At 69.2% G+C, this 19,391-nt stretch carries 19 protein-coding genes; 8 read left to right on the top strand and 11 right to left on the bottom strand.

What is annotated here, in order from left to right; genetic code table 11:
• The first annotated feature begins 11 nt into the window (after positions 1 to 11).
• From BMY97_RS07790 to BMY97_RS07775, 4 genes are read left to right on the top strand one after another with little or no spacing between them, the layout of a single operon-like run.
• Positions 12 to 941 carry an ABC transporter permease gene (locus tag BMY97_RS07790; protein WP_091614760.1) on the top strand — a complete coding sequence of 310 codons (930 nt, stop codon included), beginning with the start codon at positions 12 to 14 and terminating at the stop codon, positions 939 to 941.
• Positions 934 to 1,839, top strand: a complete 906-nt coding sequence (locus BMY97_RS07785) for an ABC transporter permease (RefSeq protein ID WP_091614756.1) — start codon at positions 934 to 936, stop codon at positions 1,837 to 1,839. The genes BMY97_RS07790 and BMY97_RS07785 overlap by 8 nt, the downstream gene beginning before the upstream one ends.
• Entirely contained in the window at positions 1,836 to 2,900 is a 1,065-nt protein-coding gene (locus BMY97_RS07780) for an ABC transporter ATP-binding protein (protein ID WP_091614754.1), read from the top strand. Before BMY97_RS07785 ends, BMY97_RS07780 begins: the two co-directional genes overlap by 4 nt.
• The gene (locus tag BMY97_RS07775; protein WP_091614752.1) at positions 2,890 to 3,876 is read left to right on the top strand and encodes an ABC transporter ATP-binding protein; all 987 of its coding nucleotides are present in this window, start codon (positions 2,890 to 2,892) and stop codon (positions 3,874 to 3,876) included. Before BMY97_RS07780 ends, BMY97_RS07775 begins: the two co-directional genes overlap by 11 nt.
• A 92-nt stretch (positions 3,877 to 3,968) precedes the next feature.
• Here BMY97_RS07775 and BMY97_RS07770 read toward each other — a convergent pair whose 3' ends face one another.
• Genes BMY97_RS07770 through BMY97_RS07760 form a run of 3 tightly spaced genes read right to left on the bottom strand, consistent with a single transcriptional unit; the run spans position 3,969 to position 7,733 of the window.
• Positions 3,969 to 5,387: an aldehyde dehydrogenase family protein gene (locus BMY97_RS07770; protein ID WP_091614749.1), complete on the bottom strand. Its 1,419-nt coding sequence runs from the start codon at positions 5,385 to 5,387 to the stop codon at positions 3,969 to 3,971.
• On the bottom strand, positions 5,377 to 6,936 hold the full coding sequence (locus tag BMY97_RS07765) for a class I adenylate-forming enzyme family protein (RefSeq protein WP_091614747.1): 1,560 nt from the start codon (positions 6,934 to 6,936) through the stop codon (positions 5,377 to 5,379). Before BMY97_RS07765 ends, BMY97_RS07770 begins: the two co-directional genes overlap by 11 nt.
• The gene (locus BMY97_RS07760; protein ID WP_091614744.1) at positions 6,927 to 7,733 is read right to left on the bottom strand and encodes an enoyl-CoA hydratase-related protein; all 807 of its coding nucleotides are present in this window, start codon (positions 7,731 to 7,733) and stop codon (positions 6,927 to 6,929) included. The genes BMY97_RS07765 and BMY97_RS07760 overlap by 10 nt, the downstream gene beginning before the upstream one ends.
• A gap of 166 nt (positions 7,734 to 7,899) precedes the next feature.
• Here BMY97_RS07760 and BMY97_RS07755 point away from each other — a divergent pair, with 166 nt between their 5' ends.
• A complete protein-coding gene (locus BMY97_RS07755; RefSeq protein WP_091614740.1) occupies positions 7,900 to 8,553 on the top strand; it encodes a TetR/AcrR family transcriptional regulator in 654 nt (217 codons plus the stop codon).
• A gap of 10 nt (positions 8,554 to 8,563) precedes the next feature.
• On the opposite strand, the gene BMY97_RS07750 is transcribed toward BMY97_RS07755, so the two are convergent.
• Positions 8,564 to 9,706 (bottom strand): acyl-CoA dehydrogenase family protein, encoded by a 1,143-nt coding sequence (locus BMY97_RS07750; protein ID WP_342744008.1) that lies wholly within the window; start codon positions 9,704 to 9,706, stop codon positions 8,564 to 8,566.
• 174 nt (positions 9,707 to 9,880) lie between these two features.
• Between BMY97_RS07750 and BMY97_RS07745 the strand changes: the two genes are divergently transcribed.
• The 3 genes from BMY97_RS07745 to BMY97_RS07735 all read left to right on the top strand — a co-directional run bounded on the left by BMY97_RS07745 (position 9,881) and on the right by BMY97_RS07735 (position 12,300).
• Positions 9,881 to 10,642 (top strand): SDR family oxidoreductase, encoded by a 762-nt coding sequence (locus tag BMY97_RS07745; RefSeq protein ID WP_091614734.1) that lies wholly within the window; start codon positions 9,881 to 9,883, stop codon positions 10,640 to 10,642.
• Positions 10,643 to 10,673: 31 nt separating this feature from the next.
• Positions 10,674 to 11,132, top strand: a complete 459-nt coding sequence (locus BMY97_RS07740; RefSeq protein ID WP_091614731.1) for a MaoC family dehydratase — start codon at positions 10,674 to 10,676, stop codon at positions 11,130 to 11,132.
• Between the two features lie 418 nt (positions 11,133 to 11,550).
• Positions 11,551 to 12,300, top strand: a complete 750-nt coding sequence (locus BMY97_RS07735) for a FadR/GntR family transcriptional regulator (RefSeq protein ID WP_091614729.1) — start codon at positions 11,551 to 11,553, stop codon at positions 12,298 to 12,300.
• Here BMY97_RS07735 and BMY97_RS07730 read toward each other — a convergent pair.
• The 7 genes from BMY97_RS07730 to BMY97_RS46910 all read right to left on the bottom strand — a co-directional run.
• The gene (locus BMY97_RS07730; RefSeq protein WP_177231235.1) at positions 12,288 to 13,862 is read right to left on the bottom strand and encodes an AMP-binding protein; all 1,575 of its coding nucleotides are present in this window, start codon (positions 13,860 to 13,862) and stop codon (positions 12,288 to 12,290) included. The genes BMY97_RS07735 and BMY97_RS07730 overlap by 13 nt on opposite strands.
• 38 nt (positions 13,863 to 13,900) lie before the next feature.
• Positions 13,901 to 14,272, bottom strand: a complete 372-nt coding sequence (locus tag BMY97_RS07725; RefSeq protein ID WP_218156716.1) for a TetR/AcrR family transcriptional regulator — start codon at positions 14,270 to 14,272, stop codon at positions 13,901 to 13,903.
• Between the two features lie 82 nt (positions 14,273 to 14,354).
• Positions 14,355 to 15,134, bottom strand: a complete 780-nt coding sequence (locus BMY97_RS07720; RefSeq protein ID WP_091616129.1) for an enoyl-CoA hydratase-related protein — start codon at positions 15,132 to 15,134, stop codon at positions 14,355 to 14,357.
• Positions 15,135 to 15,136: 2 nt separating this feature from the next.
• Positions 15,137 to 16,423, bottom strand: coding sequence for a crotonyl-CoA carboxylase/reductase (gene ccrA, locus BMY97_RS07715; protein WP_091614724.1), 1,287 nt, complete (start codon positions 16,421 to 16,423; stop codon positions 15,137 to 15,139).
• 61 nt (positions 16,424 to 16,484) lie between these two features.
• Positions 16,485 to 17,510, bottom strand: coding sequence for a helix-turn-helix domain-containing protein (locus tag BMY97_RS07710; protein ID WP_091614721.1), 1,026 nt, complete (start codon positions 17,508 to 17,510; stop codon positions 16,485 to 16,487).
• A gap of 132 nt (positions 17,511 to 17,642) precedes the next feature.
• On the bottom strand, positions 17,643 to 18,674 hold the full coding sequence (locus tag BMY97_RS07705; RefSeq protein WP_091614718.1) for a hypothetical protein: 1,032 nt from the start codon (positions 18,672 to 18,674) through the stop codon (positions 17,643 to 17,645).
• Between the two features lie 45 nt (positions 18,675 to 18,719).
• The coding region (locus tag BMY97_RS46910; RefSeq protein ID WP_177231234.1) for a hypothetical protein at positions 18,720 to 19,391 on the bottom strand (672 nt) is incomplete at its 5' end.

Here is a 19,391-nt window from a genome sequence, read left to right as displayed (position 1 = left end):
AAGGAGCCCCCATGGGGCGATACCTGTTACGCCGACTGGTCCTGATGGTGCCGGTCCTGCTCGGGACCACGTTCATCATCTACGCCGCGGTCTTCGCCCTGCCCGGGGATCCGGTCCAGGCGCTGGCCGGGCCGAACACCGTCGTGACCGAGGCGTTCCGCAACGCGGTGGACCAGAAGTACCACCTCGACGATCCGTTCCTGCTGCAGTACTGGCACTACCTCGTCGGGCTGACGCACGGGGACTTCGGGATCGATCTGAACAACGTCGAGGTGTCCTCGATCATCACCGCGAGCCTGCCGGTCACCGCCACCCTGGCGCTGACCACCTGGGTGCTGGAAGCGTTCGCCGGCGTCGCACTCGGCATCGTCGCGGCCGTGCGGGCCGGGAAGACCACGGACTACGCCATCCTCGGCGGTTCGATGGTGGTGCTCGGCGTGCCGTACTTCATCATCGCCTACATCGCGCAGCTCGCGGTGGGCGTGTGGCTGGGCTGGCTGCCCGCTTCCGGCGCGGCCGACGGCTGGCCGGCGAGCTACCTGCTCCCGGCGGCCTGCCTGGCGCTGTTCGGCCTGCCGGAGATCTCGCGGCTGACGCGCGCCAGCGTGCTGGAGAACCTCCACTCCGGCTACGTCGACACCGCGGCGGTGAAGGGTCTCGGCCCGGCCCGCACGCTGTTCCGGCACGTGGTGCGGAACTCGCTGATCCCGGTGACGTCGATGCTCGGGGTCAACCTCGGCCTGCTGCTGAGCGGCACGATCCTGATCGAGGGCATCTTCAACCTGCCCGGTCTCGGCTACCAGATCTTCCAAGGGGTCCAGCAGCACAACGGCCCGATCGTCGTCGGCATCAGCACGCTGCTGGTGCTGATCTTCCTGCTCGTCAACCTGGCCGTCGACCTCGTGTACGGCGCGCTCGACCCGAGGATCCGCCTTGCCTAGCCCCGAAGCGTCCGGCGCGCTCGCCGTCCGCCCGGCCGAAGCCCCCGCACCCGCCCGCACCACAACGCTGCGGCGGCTGCTGGCCCGGCCCCGGTTCACCATTCCCCTCGCCCTCGTCCTCCTCGTGTGCCTGATGGCCGCCTTCCCGTCGTGGTTCAGCGGCTGGTTCGGCCACGGTGATCCCCACGCCTGCACGCTGGCCGACAGCGGCCGCGGCCCGGCCGGCGGGCATCCGTTCGGCTTCGACATCCAGGGCTGCGACCTCTACGCGAACGTCGTCCACGGCGCCCGCAACTCGATCACCATCGGCCTGCTCACCACGGCCTGCACCCTCGTGCTCGCGGTGGCGCTCGGCGCACTCGCCGGATACTTCGGCGGCGTGGTGGACATGCTCATCAGCCGCATCATGGACGTCTTCTTCGGTTTCCCCACGCTGATCGGCATGATCGTGGTGCTGGAGACCTTCCCGGTGCACAGCCCGCTGAGCGTGTCACTGGTGCTGACGCTGTTCTCGTGGACGATCCTGACCCGGGTGATGCGATCCTCGGTGCTGGCCAACAAGAATCTCGCCTACATCACCGCCGCGCGCGGCATCGGGGCCGGCCCGTTCCGGATCCTGCTGCGGCACGTCCTGCCGAATTCGCTCGCGCCGACGGCGGTGCTCGCGAGCCTCAACATCGGCGCGGTGATCACCGCCGAGTCGGCGCTGACGTTCCTCGGGGTCGGCCTCAAGTCGCCGTCGATCTCGTGGGGCGTGCAGCTCAACACCGCCCAGCAGTACTTCACCACGAACCTGAACCTGCTCGTGTTCCCGTCGCTGTTCCTCACCATCACGGTGCTCGCCTTCGTGCTGCTCGGCGATTTCCTCCGTGACGAGTTCGACCCGGAGGTCGGATGATCCGGATCAACCCCGCGGCCGCGGCCACACCCGTGCCGCCGGCCCCGCACGTACTCGGCAGGTACCCCGGTTACGACGCCTCGGCGCCGGCGCTGGAGATCACCGGCCTGTCCGTCGTCTTCCCCGGCGATCACGGCCCCACCGCTGTGGTCGACGACGTCGGTTATTCCGTCGATGCCGGAAAATCCCTTGCCGTGATCGGTGAATCCGGCTCGGGCAAGAGCATCACTGTGCGCGCGGTGATGGGCATCCTGCCCCGGCAGGCGCGCGTCACCAGCGGCACCGTCCGGCTGAGCGGGGTCGACGTCGGCACGCTCGGCGACGCCGTGTTCCGGCGGCTGCGCGGTTCGGCGATCGGGATGGTGTTCCAGGATTCGCTGTCCGCGCTCAATCCGGTGCTTCCGGTCGGCTACCAGATCGCCGAGGTCTTCCGCGTGCACCGCGGGATGGGCCGCAAGGTTTCGAACCGGCGCGCGATCGAGATGCTCGACCGCGTCCGCATCCCGTCGCCGGAGCACCGCGCCCGGCAGTACCCGCACGAGTTCTCCGGCGGGATGCGGCAACGCGTGATGATCGCGATGGCCCTCTCACTGGACCCGGCCGTGCTCATCGCGGACGAACCGACCACCGCGCTGGACGTGACCGTGCAGGCCCAGATCATGGAGCTGCTGGCCGACCTGCGGGCCGAACGGAACATGGCCCTGGTGCTGATCAGTCACGACCTCGGCGTCGTCGCCGACACCGCGGACGAGATCGCGGTGATGTACGGCGGGCGGATCGTCGAACGCGCGCCCGCCGACGAGCTCTACCGCAAGCCGCGCCACCCCTACACCCGGGCGTTGCTGGCCGCCATCCCCGGCCGGCACACCCGGGGGCGGCGGCTGGCCGTGCTGCCCGGCTCGCCGCCGGACCCGAGCCGGCTGCCCGCCGGCTGCGCGTTCCGTCCGCGCTGCGCGGACAGCGACGACGACTGCCTGGCCCGGCCTGCGCTGCGGCAGGTCGGGCCCAGCCGGCTCAGTGCGTGCCACCGGAACGAGGAGGTCGTCGAGAATGAACGCTGACGCCGTGCTGCAGGCCCGCGAACTCGTCCGGCACATCCCGGTCACCCGCGGGGTCCTGTTCAAGCGCACGATCGGCACGATCAAGGTCGTCGACGGGGTCGATCTCGAGGTGTGCCGCGGCGAAACCCTCGGGCTGGTCGGCGAATCCGGCTGTGGCAAGTCGACACTGGCGAACCTCCTCGTCGCGCTCGACAAGCCGACCGCGGGCCGGATCACCCTGCTCGGCGAGCGGCTGGACACCAAGCGGGGCCGGCGATTGGCCGCCGCGCGCAAGCACATCCAGCTGGTCTTCCAGGATCCGTTCAGCTCGCTCGACCCGCGGATGAGGGTCGGCGAGATCATCCGCGAGCCGCTGGTCGTGCACCCGGAACTGGTGCCGAAAGCGGACCGGCCGGCCCGGGTGCGGGAGCTGATGCGGCTGGTCGGGCTGAATCCCGAGCACGCCGACCGCCGGCCGCACCAGTTTTCCGGCGGGCAGCGGCAGCGGATCGGCATCGCGCGGGCCCTCGCGGTGCAGCCGGACGTGCTCGTGTGCGACGAATCGGTGTCGGCGCTGGACGTGTCGGTGCAGGGCCAGATCCTCAACCTGCTGGAGGACCTGCAGGAGCGGCTCGGCATCGCCTGTGTCTTCATCTCGCACGACCTCGCGGTCGTCGAACACATCGCCGACCGGATCGCGGTGATGTACCTGGGCAAGATCATCGAACACGGCACCGCACAGGAGGTCTACGACCACCCACGGCACCCGTACACGCAGGCACTCCTGTCGGCAGGCCCGGGCGCCACGGCACCCGGGACCGCGCCCCGGGACCGGATCAAGCTGACCGGTGAGGTGCCGAGCCCACTGGATCCGCCGTCCGGCTGCACGTTCCGCACGCGGTGCTGGAAGGCCGCGGAGATCTGCGCACGGGAGACTCCGCCGCTGCGGGCGCCGGACGGCCCCGCCGGGCACGAAGTGGCCTGCCACTTCGCCTGACCTCCCGGCCCGCCCGAATCCAGCCGCCCAAGCGCGGCCAGGACATGTGGAACGGCCCCGGTGCGGTGCACCGGGGCCGTCTGTTCGGCCGGCTACAGCTGAATGGCTTTGGCTTCCAGGAATTCCGCCAACCCGTGCACGCCGAGCTCACGCCCGATCCCGGACTGCTTGTACCCGCCGAACGGGGCCAGCGGGTTGAACCGGCCGCCGTTGATGTCGACCGCTCCGGTGCGCAGCCTCCGAGCGAAGGCCATCGCGCGCTCCTCGTCCGCCGACCACACCGCGCCGGCGAGGCCGTACTTCGAGTTGTTCGCGATCTCCAGTGCCTCGCACTCGTCGGAGTACCGCAGGATCGACAGCACCGGCCCGAAGATCTCCTCCTGCGCCACCGTCGAATCCGGCTTGACGTCGGCGAGGATCGTGGCGTTGACGTAATGGCCGCGGTCGATCCCGTCCGGCTGCCCGGCGCCGCCGGCGGCGAGCCGGGCACCTTCGGCGACGCCGGTCCGGATGAAGCCGCGGACCTTTTCCCGTTGGGCGGCCGAAACCAGCGGGCCGAGCCGCGTCGCCGGATCGGCCGGGTCTCCCGGCTGGTACCCGGCCGCCGCCTGGGCCGCGAGCTCCACCACGTCGTCGTGGATCTCGTCGGGCACGAGCATGCGTGACCACGCGGTGCAGGTCTGGCCGGCGTTGAGGAACGCGTTGGCCACGCCGACCTTCACCGCCTTGGCGACGTCCGCGTCCGCGAGGAGCACGTTCGCCGATTTGCCGCCCAGTTCGAGTGTCACCCGGGCGAGGGTGCCCGCGGCGGCACGGGCGACCTGTTTCCCGGCGGCCACCGAGCCGGTGAAGGAAACGACGTCGAGCCCCGGGTCCGTGGCGAGCGCCGTCCCCACGACCTTCCCGTGTCCCGGCACCAGGTTCACCACCCCGGCCGGAACGCCGGCCCGGTCGAGGATTTCCACGAACAGGTAAGCGGTCAACGGCGCCAGCTCGCTCGGTTTCAGGACGACGGTGCACCCGGCCGCGAGCGCGGGCAGTACCTTGCTCACGATCTGGTGGAGCGGATAGTTCCACGGGGTGATCGCGCCGACCACCCCGGCGGCTTCCCTGACCACCAGCGAATTGCCGATGTTCTCGCTGAACGGGTACGCCTCGAGGACGTCCGCGCACTGGCCCGCGATCAGCTGCGGCAGCCCGACCTGAATCTTCTGCGACGTGCGGATCGGACAGCCCATCTCGGCCGTCACGGTGGCCGCCAGCTCGTCCGCCCGCTCGGCCAAGCCGCGGGCGATCTCCCGCAGCACACCGGCCCGGACAGGGACGGGCGTCGCCGACCACCCCGGAAATGCCCGGCGGGCGGCCGAAATCGCCTTCCGCACATCCGTTCCGGTGCCCACCGGCACCCTGGCGAGCCGCTCCTCGGTGGCGGGGTTCTCCACGACGAGCGCGATGCCCGACTGCGGCGCCACCCACTCGCCGTCGACGTAGATCTTGTCCCTATCCCGCATGGGTTTCCTCCTGCTCGCCGGCTCTGCTGAACCATTCGCGGACCTCCCGCTTGAGGACCTTGCCGGTGACCGTCCTCGGGAGCGGCTCGGTGCGGAGCACGATCCTGCCCGGCTGCTTGAATTTCGATAGCTCGCGTGCGCAGCGATCGCGCACTTGCCGCTCGTCCACGGCGCCCCGCGCCCGTTCGACCACCACCGCGGCCGGACGTTCTCCCCACCGTTCGTCGGGGATCCCGACCACAGCCGCCTCGGCGACGCCGGCGCACGAGAGAATGACCTCCTCGATCTCGGCCGGATAGATGTTGATCCCGCCGCTGATGACCAGGTCCTTCACCCGGCCGGAGACGGTGAGGAACCCCTCGGCGTCGAGCGTCCCCTCGTCTCCGGTGTGGAACCAGCCGGTCCGGCGGGAATCCTCGTCCGCCCCGGAGCCGGGCCCGTGCCCGTACGCGAGCGCGGGCGACTTCAGGAGAATTTCCCCTTCGCCGGTGGGCGAAATCGTGCCGTCCCGCTTCTTCACCGCCAGCGTCGTAACAGCGCTCGCCCGGCCGGTGCTCGCCGGCCGAACCGAGACCTCTTCGGGCCGGATGGCCGCTGCGATGAGCGGCATCTCCGTCATCCCGTACGCCTGCGTCACCGCACAACCCGGCACGGCAGCCGCCAATCGGCCGGGAACGTTGGCGGGCAACGGTTCCGCGCCGGTGGTGACGCGCGTGAGCGAACTGCCGCGCAACCGTTCGAGCAGATCCGGCCGTGCGAGCAGCTGCTTCAGCACGGTGGGCGCGAGGAACGCGCGGGTGATGCCGGCCCGGCCGACCGCGTCGACGACCCGGGCCAGCGTGTCCGGCCCGGTCGGCAGGATCTCCGAGCGCCCGCCGTGCCACAGATGTGCCAGGGTGAGGTGGTGCCAGCCCGCCGCCCACGAGAACGACGGGACGACCAGGTAGACGTCGTCCGGCGAAAGCTGCAGATCGGCGATCTGGTGCTGGGTGTTCCACAGCACGCCCTGGTGGGTGTGCACGATCGCCTTCGGCGGCCCCGTGGTGCCCGACGTGTAGTACCGCAGCACGGGATCGCCCGGCTTCACGGCGGCGGCGGGCCGGTCCGGATCGCCGGCCGCGAGCAGCTCCGCGTAGGCGAGCTCACCCGTGCCGCCGACGGTGATCACCGGGCACCGCAGCCCGGCGATGTCTCCCGCCCCGAGACCGGCGGAGTCGTCCAGGATCAGCGCACGGGCGTCCGCCTGTGCCAGCACCGCGCGGATCTCGGTTCCGGCCAGCAGCACGTTGACCGGCACGCAGACCGCGCCGGCCGCGACCACGCCGAACAGGACCCCGGCCCAGGCGAGCCGGTTTCCCATCAGCACGGCAACCCGATCGCCCGCGCCAATCCCCCAGCGCCGCAACGAATCGGCGAGGCGGAGCGCATCCTGATGCAGCTGCGCGAAACTCGTGCCCTCCGTGCTCTGGGTGAACGCGGGCCTCGACGCGATCCGGGGATCGAACGCACACCGCTGGAGCACCGACAGCAGGGTGAAACTCAGTTCCACGGTGCCCGCTCCCCGGCTCCGCGCGCGTACCCGGCGAACCGCGGGCTTCGCTTCTCCCGGTAGCTGCGGATCCCCTCGGCGTAGTCCGGATGCCGGAAAGCCGCCCGCAGCAACGGTTCCGCATTGTCCGCCGCCCGGTGGAACTCCCCGAGGAAGCTCTCCTGGACCTGCTTCTTGATCACTGGCACCGAAGCCGGGGAGCAGTTCCGTGCGATCTCGCCGGCGTACTCGAGCGCTGTCCGGACGACCTCCTCTCGTGGCACGGACCGCGTCGCCAACCCGAGTCGGACGGCTTCCGGGCCTCGCACGATACGGCCGGAGAGCAGCAGGTCCATCGCCGTTCCCACACCGGCGAGCCGGGACAACAGCACGGACAAGCCGTGCTCGGCGACGACGCCACGCTGCGCGAACGCCGTGCCGAGCTTGGCCTCGTCGGCCACGAACCGCACATCACAGCACAGGGCGGTGACCAAGCCCAGCCCCACGCAACCACCGTTGATCGCGGCGATCAACGGCTTCGAAAACGTCAGCGGCGTCCGGAAGGCAGCTCCGAAATGCGGCCGCTCGGGATCCTCCGCCAGCGCTTCCAGCGCGGCCAGGTCCGCACCGGCGCAGAACGCCCGGCCCGCGCCGGTCACGACCACGGCGCGGATCTCCGGGTCCGCCTCCGCGGCGGCCAGCACCTGCCGATACCGGGCGTCCATGTCCAGCGTCAGCGAGTTGAGCGCTTCCGGCCGGTTCAACGTCACCAGCAACACGCCGGCGTGGCGCTCGCTGAGCACCGCTTCCTCGCTCATCGCGGCACCAGCCAGCGACGCGCCCGGCCACAACTCCACTCACTCATGCCCACACTCCCTCTTGAACTGGCAAAATAACTAAGCGCATAATCACTTCTCGCATGGTTCCGGCGCCTGCCGCGAATGTCAAGGACGCTAGGCTGCGCGCAGGAGAGGACGGCACGTGATGGCGAAACGACAACCCGGGGCTTTCGACGCGCTCCGCCCCGACGGCCCCGAGCTGAGCGACTTCTCGGCGGACCTGTGGGACCCGGTCAACGGGGCGGTCCCGAAGAAGCTGCTCACCTCGGCCGTGCGCTGCTTCGCGAGCAAAGGCTTCCAAGCGACCACCACCCGCGACATCAGCGGCGGGGCCGGGCTGAGCCCGGCCGCGATGTATGTCCACTTTCCCTCGAAGGAGGACATGCTGTTCGAGATCTCCCGGACCGGACACCGGCACGTTCTACGCACCCTTCGCGACGCCGATCCCGCGGAGCCGGTCGAGCACTTGCGCGGCCTGGTGTTCCGGCACGTCGTCTGGCATGCCCGCCACCACGTCGCCGCCCGCGTGAACCAGTACGAGATCGCCAACCTGACGCCCGGGCACTACGAGATCATCCGCGGGCTCCGCCAGGAGGACACCGGCACCTTCCGGGCCGCCGTCGAACGAGGCATCGAGGAAGGCCACTTCTCGCCGACCGATGTGGACCGGGTCGTCCGCGCGATCATGGCGCTGTCGATCGACCTCGTACGGTGGTACCGGCTCGACGGCGCGGACACGCCGGAGGAGCTCGGCGCGTTCTACGGCGACCTCGCGATCGCAATGCTCACCCGCGGTTGACGACCGCACGTCACAACCCCAGCCCGCGGCCGATGATCTCCTTCATGATCTCGTTGGACCCGGCCCAGATCTTGGTCACCCTGGCATCCGTCCACGCTTTCGCCACGCGGTACTCCACCATGTAGCCGTATCCACCGAAGACCTGCACGCAGGCGTCCAGCAGCTCGTTCTGCACCTGGGCCGTCCACCACTTCGCCTTGGCCGCTTTGACCCCGTCGAGCCGGCCCGCCACATGGTCCACGATGCACTCATCCACAAAGGACTGCGTGACGTCCACTTTGGTGGCCAGTTCGGCCAGCAGGAACTTGGTGTTCTGGAACGATCCGATCGGCTTGCCGAACGCGGTCCGCTCCCGCGCGTAGGCGATGGTGTCCGTGAGCACCGGACGCGCGTGCGCGAGGTTGCCGATCGCGTTGCTGAGCCGTTCCTGCGGTAGCCGGTCCATCATGTAGCCGAACCCGCCGCCGACTTCGCCGAGCAGGCACGCGCTGGGGAGCTCGAGATCGTCGAAGAACAACTCGGCGGTGTCGGACTCCGGCTGCCCGACCTTGTCCAGCTTGCGGCCACGCCGGAATCCGGGCGAGCTCGCATCCACCAGGAACAGGCTGATGCCCTTGCTGCCCGCACCCGGACCGGTGCGCGCGGCCACCACGACCAGATCAGCGCTGCTGCCGTTGGTGATGAACGTCTTCGACCCGTTGAGCAGCCAGCCGGAATCCGTCCGCGCCGCAGTGGTACGCAACGCGGCGAGGTCCGATCCACCGGACGGCTCGGTCATCCCGATCGCCGTGACCACCGCACCGGAGCAGAACGCGGGCAGCCACCGAGCACGCTGGTCGTCCGTCGTCAGCCCGACCAGATATGGGGCGACGACGTCGTAGTGGATGCTGAAGCTCGACGCAGCGGCGGCACTGAGCGCCGACAACTCCTGCGTGAGAACCGCGTTGAACCGGAAGTCCTCCGCCGCGCCGCCGCCGTAGGCTTCGGGGACGTCCAGTCCGAGGAAGCCCTGCCGGCCGGCTTCGCGCCACAGCTCCCGCGCGAAGCGCCGGTTCTCGATCGACTCCTTCTGCGCGGGTGCCAAGCGCCGCGTGACGAACTGCCGCACAGCGTCGCGGAACTCGTCGTGCTCGCGCTCGTAGATGGTGCTCATCACCTGTTCACCTCGTGTCCGATCGGGGCAGCCTGCTCGCTCCGGATGCGGCGCGCTCCAGCCCTTGACTGTTCTACCAAGGTATATAACTATGCGCTTAGTCATTCTCCGTCAATACCGGATTTGCGCGGGCGGCGGGGACCAGAGCTGAACGACCTTGAAGGACGATGATCGATGCCTCCGACCCAACGCACTGTGGCGGCCGTGACCGGAGCGGCGCGCGGCCTGGGCGCCGCGACCGCCCGGCGCCTTGCCCAGGACGGTCTCGCCGTCGCGGTCCTGGACCTCGACGAACCCGCTGCGACCGCCGTTGCCGACGAAATCCGCACGGCGGGCGGCGATGCATTGCCGGTGGCTGTGGACGTCGCCGACCCCGATGCGGTCGAAGCGGCCATCGAGCGCACCGCGACTGAGCTGGGCCCACCCACCGTCCTGGTCAGCAACGCCGGCATCACCCGGGACAACCTGCTCTTCAAGATGTCCGGCACAGACTGGGACTCGGTGCTGGACGTCCACTTGAAGGGTGCCTTCCTGCTGGCCCGCGCCACTCAGAAGTACATGGTCGAGGCGGGATTCGGCCGCATCGTCACCCTCTCGTCGACCTCGGCGCTCGGCAACCGCGGGCAGGCGAACTACTCTGCCGCGAAAGCCGGTCTGCAGGGCTTCACGAAGACGCTCGCGATCGAACTCGGGAAGTTCGGCATCACCGCGAATTCGGTGGCCCCCGGCTTCATCCACACCGACATGAACCGCGCGGTGGCGAAACGGCTGAAGGTGCCGTGGGAGGAGTACTCCGCGTCCCTCGTCCGGACCATCCCGGCCGGGCGCCCCGGGCAACCCGAAGACGTCGCGAACGCGGTGTCGTTCTTCGTCAGCGAAGCCGCCGGGTTCGTCTCCGGACAGGTCCTCTACGTAGCCGGTGGCCCGGTCGGCTGACCTCCGTTTTCCAGCGTCCCAGGAGACTCCATTGCAGACTTTCACCACCGTCGAGGAGCTCGGCACCGTAGTCGGGCAGCACCTCGGCTACAGCCGATGGCACACGATCACCCAGCAGCACATCGACGGATTCGCCGACGCGACCGATGATCACCAGTGGATCCACGTGGACCCGCGCCGCGCGGCCGGCGGCCCGTTCGGCACGCCCATCGCGCACGGATTCCTTACCCTGTCACTGCTGTCCGCATTGCTGTGGCAGATCTACTCGGTCGAGGAGGCGGAGCTGACCGTGAACTACGGGCTGGACCGCGTCCGGTTCCCGGCGCCCGTGCCGGTGCGGTCAGAAGTCCGCGCCGGCGCCCGGCTGCTGTCGCTGGAGCGCCACGAAACCCACGCACAGGCCAGATTCGCCGTGACCGTCGAAATCCGTGGCCACGACAAGCCCGCCTGCGTCGCGGAATGGATCACACGGCTGAACCGCCGAACCTGACGCCCGGACCGCAGACACTCAGCAAACCCGCTCCCCGGCGCCGGCGAAGTGGCCGTCCCGGTCGCATACCGGCCATCGTCCGACGCCAGGCAAAGCACGGCGTTGGAGATGTCCGGCAGCCGGACCACCGGAACGGCAGAGCCGTCAGAGCCGTCGGGTCGAGGCACACCTTCTCGAGGTTCGCGCCGGGCTTGGCGGCGATGCAGTGTCCGATGTGTTCGGTGGCAACCGCCGTAGCCGCCGAACACGTGACAGGCACAGCTCTGCCGTCAACTCGCCCTATAACCAAGCAACCATTCCGCGCACCAATTTACGATCGAGCAAGAACAGGAACGAGGCACGTGGGCGACGCGGACCGGCCGAACGGGCACTCGCCGCCGCGGCCGCCCTCCAGCCGGGCTGAACTAGACTCCCAGGCGTGAGCCCGTTCGAGATCGCCGCCAAGCCGCCGCCGGCCTACACGTTGGTGGCCGACCAGCTCCGTATGGCGATCCAGATCGGCCACTACCTTCCCGGTGAACAGTTCCCTCCCGAGCGAACGCTCGCCGAGCAGCTGGGGGTGTCCCGGACGACGATCCGCGAGGCCGCCCGGCTGCTCGAGGGCGAAGGTCTCGTCGAAACCCGCTACGGCCGCACGGGCGGGCTCCGGGTGCTGGACCGCCGGCTCACGGCCGCGGAGGTTCGCCGGCTTCTTCGGGAACGTGAAGCCCACATCGAGACCGTCTTCGACTTCCGGCTTCCCGTCGAGCGGGCCGCTGCCGGTCTTGCCGCACGCAAGCGAACGAAGACGGAACTCGGCAAGCTGTACTCACTTCTGCAGCAGATGCGTGCGATTATCGCCGAGCGGGACGAGCCCGAGGACGGCAGCCAGAGTGCGGTCGCTCGATGGAAAGCCGTCGACACCGAATTCCATCTCACCATCGCGCGAGCAGCTCGCAATCCCCTGCTCGAGGAAGCCGTGCTCAAGGGCCGTGCGGAGATGTTCCATCCGATCAACGCGGTGTTCACGAAGATTCATCCGTATATGGAGGAATCACACGAGCGTATCGTGGCGGCGATCGGCGATAAGGACGCCGACGAAGCCGATCGGCTCATGGCCGAGCACATCGAGGAGACCCGCGCTTCCGTGCTGTACTACGTGAAGACCGGACGTCCCTATTTGCCCTGATGCCGAACACGAGCCTCGTTCCGCAAGAGGTATTTCCGGACTTTCCCCGTGGAGGTTTTGGGCAGCGGTCCGAAGTAGACCCGTTTCGGGGCCTTGAACCGGGCGAGCCGCTCACGCACGAACTCGATCAGCTCCGCCTCGGTGGCGACCGCACCATCGTGGAGGGTGACGTAGGCGATCGGCACTTCGCCCCAGCGTTCGTCCGGCATCGCCACCACCGCGGCATCGAGGACCGCGGGACTCTCCGCGAGCGCCTGCTCGACCTCGACCGACGCGATGTTCTCTCCCCCGGAGATGATGACGTCCTTGCTGCGGTCCCGCAGCTCGACGTAGCCGTCGGCATGCAGCACGCCCAGGTCGCCGGTCCGGAACCACCCGTCCTCGGTCACGGCCCGCCGGGTTTCCTCCTCGTCCTCGAAGTAGCCGAGCATCACGTTGTTGCCCCGCAGAACGATCTCGCCCACCGCGGTTCCGTCGGGCGGAACATCGCGCCCATCCGCGGCCACCACGCGGGCGCGACAGGAAATCATGTTGCCGACGCCTTGCCGCGCCTTCAGTCGAGCCTGCTCGACACGCGGCAGCGCATCCCACTCCGGGCGCCAGTCACAGATCATCGCCGGCCCGAACGTCTCGGTCAGCCCGTAGAGGTGGGTCACATCGAACCCCAGGCCTTCCATCCGCCGCAGGATCGCGGGGCTCGGCGGCGCGCCGCCCGTGGCCACCCGGACCCGGCCTTCGACCGGGCCCGCATCGGGTGCGTAGGCCAGCATCGACAACACCGTCGGCGCGCCGTTGAGGTGTGTGACGCCCTCCTCGCGGATCAGTCGCCACACCTCGCCGGGGTCGACCTTGGGAAGGCACACGTGGGTCGCTGCCGCCGCAGTGACCGCCCACGGGAAACACCAGCCGTTGCAGTGGAACATCGGCAAGGTCCACAGGTGCACCGACGACGGGGACAGCCCCGTGTGGCCCACCATCGCCAGCGCCTGCAGGTAGGCGCCCCGGTGGTGGTACATCACGCCCTTGGCGTTCCCCGTCGTGCCGGACGTGTAGTTGATGGACAACAGCGAACGTTCGTCGAGCGGCTTGACGGCGCGAGGCTCGGCCCGGCTCAGCAACCCCTCGTAGTCGTCACCGGCTTCGACCACGACGAGTTCCTGATCGAGCTGGGCGAGCGCCTTCGCCAGCAGGTCGGCGAGGCTGGGATCCACGATGGCCACAGCGGCCCCGGAGTGCCGGAGGATGTGCGCCACCTCCCGCGCCGACAGGCGGGTGTTCACCGCGACGAGCGGAACACCCGCCCACGGCACACCGAAATGCGCTTCGAGGAGCACGTGGGTGTTCGGCGCGAGGACCGCCACCGGGCGGCCGGAAGCCAGCGGTGCGAGCGCACCGGCCAACCGCAGGCATCGCTCGTGGAGCTCCGCGTACGTCCAGCGTCGTGGTCCGTCGACGACCGCGACCCGATCCCCGTGGGCGCAGGCCGCTCGCTCGAGGTAGGACGTGGGAGTCAACGGCTCGAATGACAGCGCATCCACTCCGGGGCCGAACTCGTCGTGCATCGTGTCCTCCTTGACGTTGAACAATCGTCCGCACCGGACTACGCGGTCGCGCGCACCTGCGACCACGTCCGGCGGCACGCCGCACAGGATGTCGAGCTGCGCGGCTGTGGCGGCCTTGTCCTGGCGAGCATCCAGGCGACGGTGGCCCTCAGATAGCCGCACGCAACCGCCTCCAGATCAGCACCCTCGACCTCGGCCGCGGCACGGGCGAACTCGTCGCTCAGCTTCCGGAACACCTCGAGGTACAAGTCCTCCTTGCGCCGGAAGCAGTAATGCACGGTCGCGAGGGGCGCGCCGGCGCGGTCGGCGATCCGGCGGGTCGTCGCCGCGCCGACACCTGCCTCCCCGATCACCTGGACCGCCGCGTCGACGAGCATCGCCCTGCGTTGCGCAGTCGACACGTTCGGCACGACCCTCACCTCCCCACCTATAGTTGGTCATTTGACCATATAGGCCCCGTCCGGCAGGCGCACCGTGTCGCGCGCACCACAGTCACCCATGTGTGAAGACCGGCGGCCGTTTGCCTGCGAACGCCGCCATTCCCTCCTTCTGATCGGCGGTGGCGAACGCCGCGTGGAATGCACGCCGCTCGAACCGGACCCCTTCCGCAAGCGGCGTCTCGAAGGCGCGGTTGACGCATTCCTTGATCGTGAGCAGGGCCGCCAGCGAGGCCGCGGCCATGGCCTCGGCCAGCTCCCCGACCTCGCGGCCGAGCTCGTCGTCGGGCACCACGCGGGCGACCAGGCCACCGCGCTCCGCCTCGTGCGCGTCCATCATCCGGCCGGTCAGGCACAGCTCCATCGCCTTGGCCTTCCCGACCGCCCGGGTGAGCCGCTGCGAACCGCCGATGCCGGGCGGTATCCCGAGCTTCACCTCCGGCTGGCCGAACCGGGCCGACTGCGCCGCGACGATGACGTCGCAGAGCATCGCCAGCTCGCAGCCCCCACCGAGCGCGTAGCCGGCGACCGCGGCGATCATCGGTTTGCGGATCGCCGTGAGCCGGTCCCAGGCGGTGAACCAATCCGCGAGGTACATCTCGCTGTACGAGCGATCCGCCATCTCCTTGATGTCGGCTCCGGCGGCGAAAGCCCTGGCCGAACCCTCGAGGATGAGGACGGAGATCGCACGGTCGTCGTCGAGCCGGTGCGCGGCCTCGACCAGCTCGCGCATCATCCGCAGGTTCAGCGCGTTGAGCGCCTCGGGCCGCCGCAACGTGATCGTCGCGACCCGCCCGGCAATGCGGACCGCGATCGTTTCATAGTCCGCGTCCACGATCACGCCTCGCCTCCGGTACCGGGTTCACTCGCCCCGACCAGCGCGGCGACGTTCCCGAAAACCTCCTCGCCCCGGCCCATCGCGGCGTGCGCGGCGGGGATCGCGGACAACGGGATCGTGCGTCCCAGCGCGGGATCGATCTTTCCGTCGACCACCAGCCGGTTGTAGGCGATCGCCTGCTCGTCGTTGGTGCCGTGCGAACCCTGCAGCCGCTTCTGGCGCGTCCAGTGGTAGCGCAGATCGACCATCGCGTCGTAGCCCGTGGTGCCGGCACAGATGACGACCATTCCTCCCGGCTCGCAGACGAAGACGCTCGTCGGGACAGTCGCGGCGCCGGGGTGTTCGAAGACGATCGCCGGATCACGCCGGTCTCCCGCGATGTCCCAGATCCGCTTGCCGAATGCCCGGGCCCCGGCGGTCCACGCCCGCTGGCCTTCCGTGTCGTCGATCAGCGGGGGCACACCCCAGTGGTCGAACTCCCGGCGGTCGATCCAGCCCGCGGCCCCGAACTTCTCGGCGTACGCTCCCCGCTCCGGCGCGGAAACGACCGCCACAGGCACGGCGCCCGCGAGACGCGCGAGCTGGATGGCCTGCGTCCCGAGCCCGCCCGAACCGCCCCACACCAGCACTACGTCGTCACGCGCGACGGTGTTGCCGGCCCAGCCGTGCAACATGCGGTAAGCGGTGGTGCCGACCAGCGTCGGCGCTGCTGCCTCCTCCCAGGTCAGGTGAGCGGCCTTCGGCAGCACCTGGTGCGACTGCACCCGGGTGAACTGCCCGAACGAGCCGTAGTTCGTGTCGTAGCCGTAGATGCGGGCCGACGGAGCGATCATCGGGTCTTTGCCACGGGCGATCCACGGGTCGCCGGACTCCCACCACCCCGGGTGGGTCACGACGTGGTCGCCCACCTCGACGTTCGTGACGGCGGCCCCCACCGCGTAGACGATTCCCGCGCAGTCGGATCCACCGACGTGGAAATCCTCAGGCTCACCGCGGCGTTGCCGGACGGCGACCTGGTCGACCGGAAACCCGCGGGCGGCCCAGACGTTGTTGTAGTTGATCCCGGCTGCCATCACGGCAATGAGGACCTCGTCCGGCCCGAGCTCGGGCGTCGGCACGATCTCCGGCACGAACGCGGACGCGGGATCGCCGTACCGGGCCGGCCGCACGACCTGTGCGTGCATCACGGGCGGCACCACCCCGAGCGGCGGTAGCACACCGACCGGAACAGGATCGGCGCCCTGGGTCACCACGCTGGTCCGGTTTTCTGCGCGCCCTGTACTCATCAAGATCCTCCATGAACGGATAGTCAGGTCACCGGAGCCGGTCCGACCGGCCCGGGACGGGTCAAGCTGCGGAGACGCCGGGCGGCGCGGCCACCCGGCCCCGGTCCTCGGCCACGGGCGGGCACAGCTGCCCTCGGTCGAGCCCTTCGACCTCGGCCCGCAAGCCGCGCGGGGTGGTACCGAAGTGCCGGCGGAACTCCCGGGTGAAATGGCTGGCGTCGGCGAAACCCCACCTCATCGCGATCGTCTGGCACGAATCCTGTCCTTCGATGACGTCACGCCGGGCCCGGGCGACCCGCGCCGAGCGGACGAGGGAGCTGAATGACTCGCCGGATCCCTCGAAAATGCGGTAGAGGGACCGGACGGAGATCCCGTGGGCCGCGGCGGCGTCGACGGGTGAGACCGTGCCGAGGTGCAGCCGCCGGTCGATCCACGCCTCGACGCTGCGCCTCATCGCGCGGCTCACCGCGGCGCCGCTCGGTGGCTCGTCCTCGCGGAAGACTCTGGCCGCCAGCTCGAGCAGGCTGTTGCGGATCGCCACGGCTTCGCCGGGCTCGATCAGGTCCGGCTCCTCGCACAGTGCTTCGAGCATCACCCGCAGCATCCGCGCGGAGGGACCCCTGAGCTCGGGCGACAGGTCGACCTGCTCGGCGAGGTGCCCTCCCGTGGACCGGATCGCGTCTCGGGGCAGATACAGGATGAGCGACCGGCCAGTGCCGATGAGCTCGTAGTCGCGAATCTTGGCATTGGCCCACAAGTAGGACGCACCCCACACGGTGTGGACCTGCGAGTCCCGGGCGGTCACACGCTCACCGTAGCTGTCGGCTGACACTCCGAAACCGAGATAGTCGTTGGCGAGGGAATTCACGCCATAGCATCCGCCAAAGCCACTCGATTCGAACTCGACGAACAGCAGGTCGTCGATCCAGCGATGACGAACGGCTCCGCTGAACGTCGTATCGACGTGCGGAACCGGCCACACGCGATCGGCCAGCAACGCCTCGCGGCACGCTTCCTGCCATGCATCGACGCGATCGGATTCGTCGACCGCTGCCAGCGAGGTCTCCGATACCCGCGAGCACTTCATGTCACCACCTCGATTCTCCGGCCGCCTCGGGTCCGGCCTGGTCGACAGGCACCCACGGCTGCTCACCTATTACGGTCGCCCTGCGGCCGGACCACCGCTTGCACCACCGCGCCAAACTCTGAGAGGACTGCGTCAGGACGAACCCGTCATGCCGGGCGCCGCCGGCTTGCACGCGATCTGCCGGACCGTGAGGTCGGCCATGGTGCGCAGGCCCGGGGCCAGCGACGGAAGGGCCCGGGCGCTGTTGGCTGCCATCGCCACCGTCGACAGGAAACTCTCGTACCCGCGAGGGACTTCGAGCCGCACTGTCTGGTCCGTCCCGGTCAAGGTCAGCGTGTCCCCGCGGGGCACGTCGTCCTCTGGGCCGAATACCCCGAAGTAGGTCCGGATGTCGACCCGCACCGAGCCGTCGACGACGCCGCGTGCGCAGTGCCGCACGACGTTCACCGAACCGCGACGGAGCCGCAGGTGCGTCCCCGCCAGGTCGGACGCGGCGACCCCCACCCGGGTGACCGGGTCCAGCTCGATGCGATCGAGCCGCCACCCGAAGACGTCCGCCAGCGCGCTGATCGACTGCGCGAAGCCGATGTGCCCGATCACCCGCCCCTGCGCCACCTGTTCGTCGAATTCCGCCGGGGTCAGCGCGAGCCCGAATTTGGCCAGGATGCCGCCGTACCGCGACATGTCCGCCGACCTCGTGATTTCAACGCCGCGCACCTGGGACACGAGCCCGCTCAGCACCGCCGGAAGCGTGTCCATGATCATCCCCGGGTTACAGCCGGTGCCCAGCACGCTGACCCCACGGCCCACGGCGAGGCTGTCGAGGTGCCTCGCCAGCTCCCCGTCCGACCACCGGGGGAAGCCCATCTCCTCGGCGATGGTGAGGACGTGGCACCCCTGTTCGATCAGGAACTCGATCGTCGGCGCGATCTCCTCGAGCCGGGACGACGTGCAGACGACTGCGACGTCGGCCGTCACTTCGACGGCGACGTCCTCACCGACCGCGAGGTCGCCGGCGTAGCCGGCCACCACCTCGCGCAGTGGTCGGCCGTGCAACCGCTCCGATCGGTCGACCGCGTCGACGATTTCGCAGCCGGGATCGCCGACGATGATCGAGGCGATCGCCGCCCCCGTGGCGCCGAGCCCGACGAACCGGAAACGCATTCGTCGTGGCTGTGCGCCCGAGGAACCCGTGTGCAGCGCCACCGGTCAGCCGATCTCGCGGAAACGCCACACCGTGGCCTCCGCACCATCCGACCGCGACTCCTCCACCGTCACCTCAACCTCCTCACCCACCACACGCGACACCACACACCACGCCCGCGCAAACGCCTCCTCAATCACCCGCGGCAACACCGCCCAATTCTCATACTGCGGCACTGCCAACCGCGAAAAACGATGCACCACCAAACGATCAACACCATCCTCCACCACCTCCAACCGATCCCCCACCAAACCAAACGTCTCCACAAACAACCGCACAAAACGCGTCAACGAATCCCCCACCAAACCCAACCCCAACTCCCGCACCAAATGCCGCGCCCACGACACAAAAACACTCCGATGCGACCCCTCCGCAATCAACACCGCCTCAGCCATACCCCGCGCACGCTCAATCTCCGCCAAACCACCCACCGCATACTCCGCATTATACTTCCGCAACGCCGTATCCCTCCGCGCCTGCGGCCACTCCACCGGCCCCAACGCCGGCGGCGGACCCGGCCGGCCCTTCTCCTCCCCCAACCGCACCACCAACCGCTCCTCCACCGACAACGGCCGATCCGCCAACTCAAAATACCCCGCATCAAACGGACCACCCGCAAAAACCAAATCCGTCGCCACAAACCGCAACCGCTCATCACCCAACAACACACCATTGTT

Origin of the sequence: Amycolatopsis saalfeldensis (genome assembly GCF_900110575.1) — a bacterium.
GTDB classification, from domain to species: domain Bacteria; phylum Actinomycetota; class Actinomycetes; order Mycobacteriales; family Pseudonocardiaceae; genus Amycolatopsis; species Amycolatopsis saalfeldensis.
This window is presented reverse-complemented; position numbering and strand designations above follow the sequence as displayed.